Annotated in this window: 11 protein-coding genes; 5 read left to right on the top strand and 6 right to left on the bottom strand. The window is 40.3% G+C overall.

The genetic code is table 11. The features are described 5' to 3' along the window. Positions 1 to 228: 228 nt before the first annotated feature. A complete protein-coding gene (locus tag HT723_RS07890; RefSeq protein ID WP_172934989.1) occupies positions 229 to 1,899 on the bottom strand; it encodes a formate--tetrahydrofolate ligase in 1,671 nt (556 codons plus the stop codon). Positions 1,900 to 2,128: 229 nt separating this feature from the next. On the opposite strand from HT723_RS07890, the gene coaB reads away from it, so the two are divergent. The 5 genes from coaB (at position 2,129) to HT723_RS07865 (ending at position 5,159) form a co-directional block, all read left to right on the top strand. After that, positions 2,129 to 2,818: a phosphopantothenate--cysteine ligase gene (gene coaB, locus HT723_RS07885; protein WP_172934988.1), complete on the top strand. Its 690-nt coding sequence runs from the start codon at positions 2,129 to 2,131 to the stop codon at positions 2,816 to 2,818. Positions 2,819 to 2,829: 11 nt separating this feature from the next. Further along, on the top strand, positions 2,830 to 3,381 hold the full coding sequence (coaC, locus tag HT723_RS07880; protein ID WP_050223083.1) for a phosphopantothenoylcysteine decarboxylase: 552 nt from the start codon (positions 2,830 to 2,832) through the stop codon (positions 3,379 to 3,381). Continuing rightward, the gene (locus HT723_RS07875) at positions 3,365 to 3,928 is read left to right on the top strand and encodes an ECF transporter S component (RefSeq protein ID WP_050223082.1); all 564 of its coding nucleotides are present in this window, start codon (positions 3,365 to 3,367) and stop codon (positions 3,926 to 3,928) included. Before coaC ends, HT723_RS07875 begins: the two co-directional genes overlap by 17 nt. A gap of 176 nt (positions 3,929 to 4,104) precedes the next feature. Beyond that, positions 4,105 to 4,632, top strand: a complete 528-nt coding sequence (locus HT723_RS07870; RefSeq protein ID WP_172934987.1) for an ECF transporter S component — start codon at positions 4,105 to 4,107, stop codon at positions 4,630 to 4,632. A gap of 11 nt (positions 4,633 to 4,643) precedes the next feature. Further along, positions 4,644 to 5,159: a transcription repressor NadR gene (locus HT723_RS07865; RefSeq protein ID WP_050104668.1), complete on the top strand. Its 516-nt coding sequence runs from the start codon at positions 4,644 to 4,646 to the stop codon at positions 5,157 to 5,159. Here HT723_RS07865 and HT723_RS07860 read toward each other — a convergent pair. The 5 genes from HT723_RS07860 to HT723_RS07840 all read right to left on the bottom strand — a co-directional run bounded on the left by HT723_RS07860 (position 5,156) and on the right by HT723_RS07840 (position 9,737). Beyond that, positions 5,156 to 5,623 carry an 8-oxo-dGTP diphosphatase gene (locus HT723_RS07860; protein WP_050223081.1) on the bottom strand — a complete coding sequence of 156 codons (468 nt, stop codon included), beginning with the start codon at positions 5,621 to 5,623 and terminating at the stop codon, positions 5,156 to 5,158. The two genes, HT723_RS07865 and HT723_RS07860, sit on opposite strands and share 4 nt — an antisense overlap. Before the next feature lie 68 nt (positions 5,624 to 5,691). After that, entirely contained in the window at positions 5,692 to 6,180 is a 489-nt protein-coding gene (locus tag HT723_RS07855; protein WP_050223079.1) for a GNAT family N-acetyltransferase, read from the bottom strand. Then, on the bottom strand, positions 6,146 to 6,709 hold the full coding sequence (locus tag HT723_RS07850) for a GNAT family protein (protein WP_000639831.1): 564 nt from the start codon (positions 6,707 to 6,709) through the stop codon (positions 6,146 to 6,148). Before HT723_RS07850 ends, HT723_RS07855 begins: the two co-directional genes overlap by 35 nt. Positions 6,710 to 6,718: 9 nt before the next feature. After that, positions 6,719 to 8,707: an excinuclease ABC subunit UvrB gene (uvrB, locus tag HT723_RS07845; protein WP_172934986.1), complete on the bottom strand. Its 1,989-nt coding sequence runs from the start codon at positions 8,705 to 8,707 to the stop codon at positions 6,719 to 6,721. 76 nt (positions 8,708 to 8,783) lie between these two features. Next, the gene (locus tag HT723_RS07840; RefSeq protein ID WP_172934985.1) at positions 8,784 to 9,737 is read right to left on the bottom strand and encodes a CPBP family intramembrane glutamic endopeptidase; all 954 of its coding nucleotides are present in this window, start codon (positions 9,735 to 9,737) and stop codon (positions 8,784 to 8,786) included. Between the last annotated feature and the right edge of the window lie 4 nt (positions 9,738 to 9,741).

Genomic DNA, 9,741 nt, shown 5'->3' with positions numbered 1-9,741 from the left:
TTCATTGAGTATAAAAAGCCTCTTCCCAAGGGAAAGAGGACTAAATTTTATTGATGAACTGCTTGCAGCAAATAAGAAATAGGTAGGGCAAAAATATTTAAACTCAAAAAACGCATAATATCCGGTGTTAAAAAACCTTGATATTATGCGCTCTATTATGGGAAAATTTACTTCATTTTCTCCTGAAATTGAGTTTTTACCCAGTCTCTCAAAGTCAATTTCAATCCACTAGAACAAGCCTAGAACGGTTCCATCGCTTTCAACATCCATGTTGAGAGCTGCTGGACGTTTTGGTAGGCCTGGCATGGTCATGACATCACCAGTTAAGGCAACGATGAAGCCTGCACCTAATTTTGGCACCAATTCGCGAATGGTAATTTCAAAGTTTTCAGGTGCTCCAAGTGCATTTGGATTATCTGAAAAACTATATTGAGTTTTAGCCATACAGATTGGCAATTTGTCCCAACCATTTTGAACGATTTGAGCGATTTGTGTTTGAGCTTTCTTCTCAAAGTTTACTTTGCTACCACGGTAGATTTCAGTAACAATCTTTTCAATCTTTTCTTGGACAGAAAGGTCATTATCATACAAACGTTTATAGTTAGCTGGATTTTGAGAGATAGTCTTAACAACCGTTTCAGCAAGAGCTACTCCACCTTCCGCGCCATCAGCCCAGACACTAGCCAATTCAACTGGTACATCGATTGAGGCACAAAGTTCTTTCAAGGCTGCGATTTCTGCTTCAGTATCAGAGACAAATTCATTGATTGCTACAACTGCTGGAATACCGAACTTACGGATGTTCTCAACATGGCGTTTCAAGTTGGCAAAACCGGCACGAACTGCCTCTACGTTTTCCTCTGTCAAAGCATCTTTAGCCACACCACCATTCATCTTAAGGGCACGAAGGGTTGCGACAATGACAACTGCATCTGGAGATGTTGGCAAGTTTGGTGTCTTAATATCAAGGAATTTCTCGGCACCAAGGTCTGCACCAAAACCAGCTTCAGTAACTGTGTAATCAGCCAAGTGAAGGGCTGTGCTTGTTGCCAAGACAGAGTTACATCCGTGAGCGATATTAGCAAATGGACCACCGTGTACAAAGGCAGGTGTACCGTAAATTGTCTGAACCAAGTTTGGCTTAATAGCATCCTTTAAAATCAATGCTAAGGCACCTTCAACCTGCAAATCACCTACAGAAACAGGCGTACGGTCATAGCGATAACCAATAACGATATTGGACAAACGACGTTTCAAGTCCTCGATGTCCGTTGCCAAGCAAAGAATAGCCATGATTTCAGAAGCAACTGTAATGTCAAATCCATCCTCACGTGGAATACCGTTTAGAGGGCCACCAAGTCCAACAGTTACATGACGAAGGGCGCGATCATTCAAGTCCACAACGCGTTTCCAGAGGATACGACGTTGGTCAATTCCCAACTCATTCCCTTGATGTAAGTGGTTGTCAATCAAGGCAGAAAGAGCATTGTTGGCAGTCGTAATGGCATGCATATCCCCAGTAAAGTGGAGGTTGATGTCTTCCATTGGCAGAACTTGTGCATACCCACCGCCTGCAGCACCACCCTTAATTCCCATTACTGGACCAAGAGATGGTTCGCGAATAGCAATCATGGTTTTCTTGCCAATCTTGTTCAAGGCATCCGCAAGACCAATGGTAATAGTTGATTTTCCTTCACCTGCAGGTGTTGGGTTGATGGCAGTAACCAAAATCAATTTCCCAACTGGATTGCTCTCAACTGCACGAATTTTATCAAAGCTGAGCTTAGCCTTGTACTTTCCATACAACTCTAAATCTTCGTAAGAAATACCAAGTTTCTCTACAACATCAACGATTGGCTTCAACTCAATACTCTGTGCGATTTCAATATCTGTTTTCATTCAAAACTCCTCTAACCTCTTATATGATAATTCATTATATCACAAAACAAGATTTTTAACATCCTCAAACTCTCTAAACGTTCGTAAATATCCATTTTTTTAAGATTTTTAGAGCCCTTTCTTAAATTTTATATGGCTTTATAGTTTGAAACTATAGTAAATATTCGTTTCTACCAAAAATTTATCACTTTCATTTTACTTACCGTTTATTTTTGTGTACAATAGTGCTATGAAAATTTTAGTTACATCGGGCGGTACCAGCGAAGCTATCGATAGCGTCCGCTCTATCACTAACCATTCTACAGGTCGCTTGGGCAAAATCATCACAGAGACTTTGCTTGCTTCAGGACATGAAGTTTGTTTAATGACGACAAAACGAGCTTTGAAGCCAAAAGCCCATCCCAACCTAAGCATTCAAGAAATTAACAATACAAACGACCTTCTCCTTGAAATGCAAGAACGTATTCAGGATTATCAGGTCTTGATTCACTCAATGGCCGTATCTGACTACACTCCTGTTTATATGACAGGGCTTGAGGAAGTTCAGGCTAGCTCCAATCTAGAAGAATTTTTAAACAAGCAGAATCATCAGGCCAAGATTTCTTCAACTGATGAGGTTCAGGTTTTGTTCCTTAAAAAGACACCCAAAATCATATCCCTAGTCAAGGAATGGAATCCTACTATTCATCTGATTGGTTCCAAACTGCTGGTTGATGTTACCGAAGATCATCTGGTTGACATTGCACGAAAAAGTCTTTTCAAAAATCAAGCAGATTTAATCATAGCAAATGACCTGACTCAAATTTCAGCAAACCAGCACAGAGCTATCTTTGTTGAGAAAGATCAGCTTCAAACAGTCAAGACTAAAGAAGAAATTGCAGAACTCCTCCTTGAAAAAATTCAAGCCTACCATTCATAGAAAGGAAAGCTATGGCAAACATTCTCTTGGCTGTAACGGGATCAATCGCCTCTTACAAGTCGGCAGATTTAGTCAGTTCTCTAAAAAAACAAGGTCATCAAGTCACTGTTTTAATGACTCAGGCTGCTACAGAGTTTATCCAACCTTTGACACTACAGGTACTCTCACAGAATCCTGTTCACTTGTATGTCATGAAGGAACCTTATCCTGACCAAGTAAATCATATCGAACTTGGAAAAAAGGCGGATTTATTTATCGTGGCCCCTGCAACTGCTAACACTATTGCAAAACTAGCCCACGGCTTTGCGGATAACATGGTAACCTGTACAGCTCTAGCCCTGCCCAGTCATATTCCCAAACTCATCGCACCAGCTATGAATACAAAAATGTATGACCATCCAGCAACTCAGGCTAATCTGAAAACATTAGAAGCCTACGGCTATCAGCTGATTGCTCCTAAGGAATCCCTACTAGCTTGTGGCGACCATGGACGAGGAGCTTTAGCCGACCTCACAATTATTTTAGAAAGAATAAAGGAAACTCTCGATGAAAAAACGCTCTAATATTGCACCCATTGCTATCTTCTTTGCAACCATGCTTGTGATTCATTTTCTAAGCTCACTTATCTTTAACCTTTTTCCATTTCCAATCAAACCGACCATTGTTCATATTCCTGTCATTATTGCCAGCATTATCTACGGTCCACGAGTTGGGGTTACACTTGGATTTTTGATGGGGCTGCTTAGCTTAACGGTTAACACGATTACAATTCTACCGACAAGCTACCTCTTCTCCCCATTTGTACCAAACGGAAACATCTACTCAGCTATCATCGCCATCGTTCCACGTATTTTGATTGGTTTAACTCCTTATCTAGTCTATAAACTGATGAAAAATAAAACTGGTCTGATTTTAGCTGGTGCCCTTGGTTCACTTACCAACACAGTCTTTGTCCTTGGTGGAATTTTCTACCTTTTTGGAAATATCTTTGATGGTAATATTCAAAAACTCCTGGCAACCGTTATCTCAACAAACTCCATTGCCGAATTAGTCATTTCCGCAGTTCTAACCCTAGCCATTGTTCCACGACTACAAACCTTGAAGAAATAAAAACAATCTCCGCTTTCAAGATTGAAGGTGGAGATTTTGCTCTATACAGTTTCTTTTTAGTGAAATCTTTACTAACTTTTAACTAAAAAATGATCTATAAACCCAAGTAAATCCTTGCTTTATTGTCTGGTTTATTGTACTATACTAGTGTATATACAGCTAAAAAGGAGATTCTTATGAATACACGGAAAAAAACACAATTTATGACCATGACTGCCCTCTTAACGGCTATCGCAATTTTGATTCCAATTGTTATGCCTTTCAAGATTGTCATTCCACCTGCTTCTTACACTTTGGGGAGCCACATCGCTATTTTTATTGCCATGTTCTTGTCGCCCTTGATGGCAGTTTTTGTCATCCTAGCCTCTAGTTTTGGATTTTTGATGTCTGGCTATCCCATGGTTATCGTATTTCGAGCTTTTTCCCATATCTTTTTTGGGACTTTGGGAGCTCTTTACCTACAAAAATTCCCCGATACCCTAGATAAACCAAAAGCTTCCTGGATTTTCAACTTTGTTTTGGCTGTCGTTCATGCCCTTGCTGAAGTATTGGCCTGTGTCGTTTTTTACGCAACTTCTGGTACCAATGTAGAAAATATGTTTTATGTTCTATTTGTACTAGTTGGATTTGGTACAATTATCCATAGTATGGTAGACTATACATTAGCACTAGCTGTCTATAAAGTGCTTCGAAAACGCCGTTAAAAGGAAGAACTATGACAAAAGATCGCAAACAAGCCCTGCTCCAACTCTTGAAAGAAGCTCCTAAAGCCCTCAACGGCCAAAGTTTGGCGGAACATTTTCATGTCACACGTCAGGTCATTGTGCAGGACATTGCAATTTTGAGAGCCGATGGCGCTCCTATCCTATCCACTAATCGTGGCTACATCTATAAGCAAATTGATACCAATCCTTATGTTCACAAACTTTTCAAAGTAAAACATGAAGTTGAAGAAATCGGTCAGGAACTCCTTGCTATCGTAGATAATGGAGGACGTGTTCAAAATACCTTGATTGACCATCCCGTTTATGGAGAAATCGAAACCTTGCTGAAACTGTCTTGTCGCAGAGATGTGCAACATTTTCTAGAACAAGTCGAGCATTCTGACTTTAGACCCCTATCTGAATTGACAGATGGTATCCATTACCACCTAGTCGAAGCCGAAACACAACAAGACCTCCACTATATCGAGGAGGCCTTGGATCAGCTCGGTTATTTGGTAAAGGATTAGAAAATTTTCTTTTCCCAATCGTCTTCTGTACGGCGAGGGTAGAAAAACTCTGACTTGTCAGGATCTTCCATCATCTCCATCAAGGGTAGCATATCATAGGCCAGATCCAAGTTTGGAATCTGGTCTTTTTGCACCCAAGAAACTTCTCCCTCTTCTGAAGATTGAAGGGTACCAGAGAACTCAGTCGCCTTATAACAAATGACAATATAGCGCCCACCTGTATCTAGTGGCCAATTTTTAATGCCGACAAGTTGAGGATTTTGGATAGTCAACCCTGTTTCTTCGTAGATTTCACGAATGACAGACTCCGCAAAAGCCTCATCATTTTCTACATGACCTCCAGGAAAGGCATAACCAGACCAGCGATTGGTTTCAGGGGCGCGATACTGCATCACCACGCGCTGAGTTTCTAAGTCTTCAATCAGACAAATGTTTGTTAAAATCGTTAATTGGGAACGGGACATAAATTTACTCGCTTTCTAAGTTATTAAATTTTCAGACTTGGTACCATATTAGCTTTTACTTTTGAGAATTATTTAGAATAGAATACCATCCGTTTTTCCTTCATAGGCTTTCCAAGTTCAAGTATTTTTTCTTGTCCATCAAAAGTAAAACCCATTTTTTGATAGAAAGCAATGGCTCGCTTGTTATCTTTCAATACCCATAAGAAAATTTCAGAAAAATGATTAAGAGCAGTCAAAGCCGCTTTCATTAACTTTTGTGCTATGCCTTTTCCGTAATAGTCTTTTAAAACATAGAAAGCAATAATTTCACCAGCTTGAATAGTCTCATCACGAAAGTTACCATAACTGATAAAACCAACTACCTTCAGATCATCTATCGCAATCAATGTATTTTCTGGATACTTTTGACTAAAGAGTCGACATCTTTCTAATGTCATTGTCTCCTGAAATTCTGCAGGCAAAAGGTCATCATAAGCCTCTCTCCACGTTTGCCAGTGAACGAGGGATTTATCTTCTATCTCTTCAGGAGTTTCCATTGATTTGATAATAACCGTCATTTATTTTCTCCCAGTCTTCTCTCAAAATACCATATTTAATACTATCAAAATATTTACCTTGATAATAACGAACTTTTGGAATATGAGCTTCTTTTTTCATTCTTAATTTTTCAGCAAGTTTCATCATACCAAGATTTCCTGACCAAGTTGTCAAACCCAGATGCTCCAACTCCAAGTAATCCTGAAACGTCCTATCTATCCACTGCAACATAGCAACTTTCCCAATACCAGTGTTCCAGAATTTTTTATCATAAATACCAATTCCCAATTCCATCCATCTTGTTTCTTTACATACCCAATAACGCGAAACAGTCCCAACTAGTTTATCATCAACAAAAATACCAAGGCGATTTGAGTTGCTTAAAATGGATTCTGATTTTTGTAGTTCGAATTCTTTAAAATTTGAAAAATACTGATAATCATCATAATAGGGAGCATCATACTGTTTCCAAACTGGATTAAGCTGTGAATAAGCCATTTCCCATAAAGACATCAAATCTTCTTTCTTTAACTTTCTTAAATAAATCATACTATTCCCCTAATCCAAGGCCTTGACTTCCAGCATCATATCACGAATCTGAGCTGCTAGTTCAAAGTCAAGCACTTCAACTGCTTCTTGCATTTGTTTCTCTAGTTTCTTGACGAGTTCTTTGCGCTCTTGTTTGTTGAGGCTATTGATGTCGACTTCCTTGTCCTCTTCCTTAGCAACTGCCTTGGTCACAGCAATCAGGTCACGGATTTCTTTCTTGATTGTCTGAGGCACAATACCGTGTTCTTCATTATAAGCCATCTGGATTTTGCGACGACGGGCAGTTTCATCGATAGCACGTTGCATAGACTGGGTAACCGTGTCCGCATACATGATGACATGCCCTTCACTGTTACGGGCAGCACGACCAATGGTCTGGATGAGTCCACGTTCGTTACGAAGGAAACCTTCCTTGTCAGCATCGAGAATCGCTACGAGGCTCACTTCAGGAACGTCAATTCCTTCACGAAGGAGGTTGATTCCGACCAAGACATCAAAGACACCCAAGCGCAGGTCGCGGATAATCTCCGTCCGTTCCAAGGTCTTAATATCCGAGTGCATGTACTTAACCTTGATACCCATTTCCTTGAAGTAGTCGGTCAAGTCCTCTGCCATTTTCTTGGTCAAGGTGGTGATAAAGGTCCGTTCGTTCTTTTCAACACGTGCATTGATTTCACCTAAGAGGTCATCAATCTGTCCCATTGTCGGACGGACTTCTACCTCTGGATCCAAGAGTCCTGTTGGACGAATGATTTGCTCAATCACTGTCTCAGTCTGTTTATTTTCATAGTCACCTGGTGTCGCTGAAACGTAAACAATCTGATGAACGTGACTCTCAAACTCCTCCCGACGGAGAGGACGATTGTCCAAGGCTGACGGCAAACGGAAACCATAATTAGCCAGCATTTCTTTACGAGAGCGGTCTCCATTGTACATGCCCTTGATTTGTCCCATAGTCATATGACTCTCGTCAATCATAATCAAGAAATCATCTGGAAAGAAGTCGAGAAGCGTATAGGGAGGCTCACCTTCGCTACGTCCATCCATGTGGCGAGAATAATTCTCAACCCCGTTGGTATAGCCCATCTCACGCAACATCTCAATATCATACTCTGTCCGCTGTTTCAAACGCTGGGCTTCAAGCAGTTTGCCTTCCTTTTCAAAGACAGCTAGTTGCTCTTCTAATTCTGCTTGAATCTTTGCAATGGCAACTTCCATGTGGTCGTCATTGGTCACAAAGTGAGTTGCAGGGAAAATCGCTAAATGATCCACTTCTCCCAATACCTGACCAGTCAGGGCCTCAACCTCACGGATACGGTCAATTTCGTCTCCAAAAAATTCTACTCGAAAGGCGTGTTCATCACGAGAGGCTGGGAAAATCTCCACCACATCCCCACGAACGCGAAATCTTCCCCGTTGGAAATCAATATCATTACGTTCAAACTGAATATCGACCAAGTCATTCAAGAGTTTATCACGAGAAATTTCAAGACCTGGACGGAGACTAACGACACTATCTGCGTATTCCTTGGGCGAACCCAGACCATAGATACAAGAGACCGAGGCCACGACAATAACATCATTACGCTCCAAAAGGGCTGAAGTCGCTGAGTGGCGGAGCTTGTCAATCTCGTCATTGACAGAACTATCCTTCTCAATGTAGGTATCACTAGAAGGGACATAGGCCTCAGGTTGGTAATAATCATAGTAAGACACAAAGTACTCAACTGCATTTTCAGGGAAAAATTCCTTAAACTCCCCATAGAGCTGGCCTGCTAGCGTTTTATTGTGGGCAATAACCAGAGTTGGTTTATTGACTTTGGAAATGACCTGACTCATGGTATAGGTCTTCCCTGTTCCGGTCGCCCCCATCAGAATCTGAGCTTTTTCTCCACCCTCAATGTTATCAACCAACTGTTCGATAGCTTGTGGTTGATCTCCTGATGGTTGATATTTTGATACTAGTTTAAATTGATTATCTGTAATGCGGTTAATCATAAGAATCCTCTCTCCATGTGCTATTCCTATTTTAGCATACTTGTAGCATTTTCACGAAGAAAAGGACGGACCGAAGTCACATCCTTTCATTTTCTTTCTTTAATTGATAAGCGAGATAAAGAATCAGCAGAAACAAAATAATACTGGACACGATGGAACCCTCAATACCAAAAGACCCACCAGATAGCCAGTCTTGATTGCCTTGTGGAGTAAATTTCATGATTGATGTTCCTGAAGACTGACCACTAACTAATACTCCAAAGAGGTTTCCCTGTGCGAAATTCCAAGCTCCATGAATACCACCTATACCCCATATAGTATCCGTTTTAAGAAGATATAGGGACATGGCAACTCCGAATAAAAAGAGATCAATTGCAGATAAGAAAGTTATGCCTGGATTTCCTAAATGAAGTAAGGTAAAGAGACTACTAGATATGATAATAGCGACTTTAAGATTAGTTCTCTTAGCCAATTGTGGAATCAGCCAAGCACGAGTAACCAATTCTTCTGCCGTTCCTTGTAAAATCCAAAAAAGGATTGTAAATAAAGTAAAAGCTAGCGAATAAGTATCCAAGTGAATGGAGTCAAATTGATACTGCCCCAACACTACTAGTCCAGCCAAAGCAAGTATAAAGAGGGATAGACCAAGACCGTATCCTTTAAATAAGGCACTTAAAAAATTTTCTTTATAGAATCCCAAGGTTCGAATCGGTCTTTTCTCTACTTTTCTAGTCCATCTAAACACAGTTAAGATGATAAAACCAAAGGACAATAATTCAAATATTAAATGGATGTCACTTGTTTTATCTGTCAAGCTCTGATGCAAGGTCTGCAAGTAGGTTACAAGATTTTGACCAGCCTCTCCAAAATTTCTAGCAAGTCCGATGAGAGCTAACAAACTAATACCATACAGAGTATAAGCCACAAACTCTCCTATGAAGACAAAAGCAAAGGCTAACAAGGGGCTTGTGTAAATGTTTAACCGCATTTTAGAAGTTTCAAAGTCTTTTAAGATTCTTTTGTCTTTCATAACT

The sequence above is a fragment of the Streptococcus sp. 2106 genome, assembly GCF_013277315.1.
Classification (GTDB): domain Bacteria; phylum Bacillota; class Bacilli; order Lactobacillales; family Streptococcaceae; genus Streptococcus; species Streptococcus pseudopneumoniae.
Note: the sequence above shows the minus strand (reverse complement) of the source record. Positions and strands in the feature narration are given on the sequence as shown.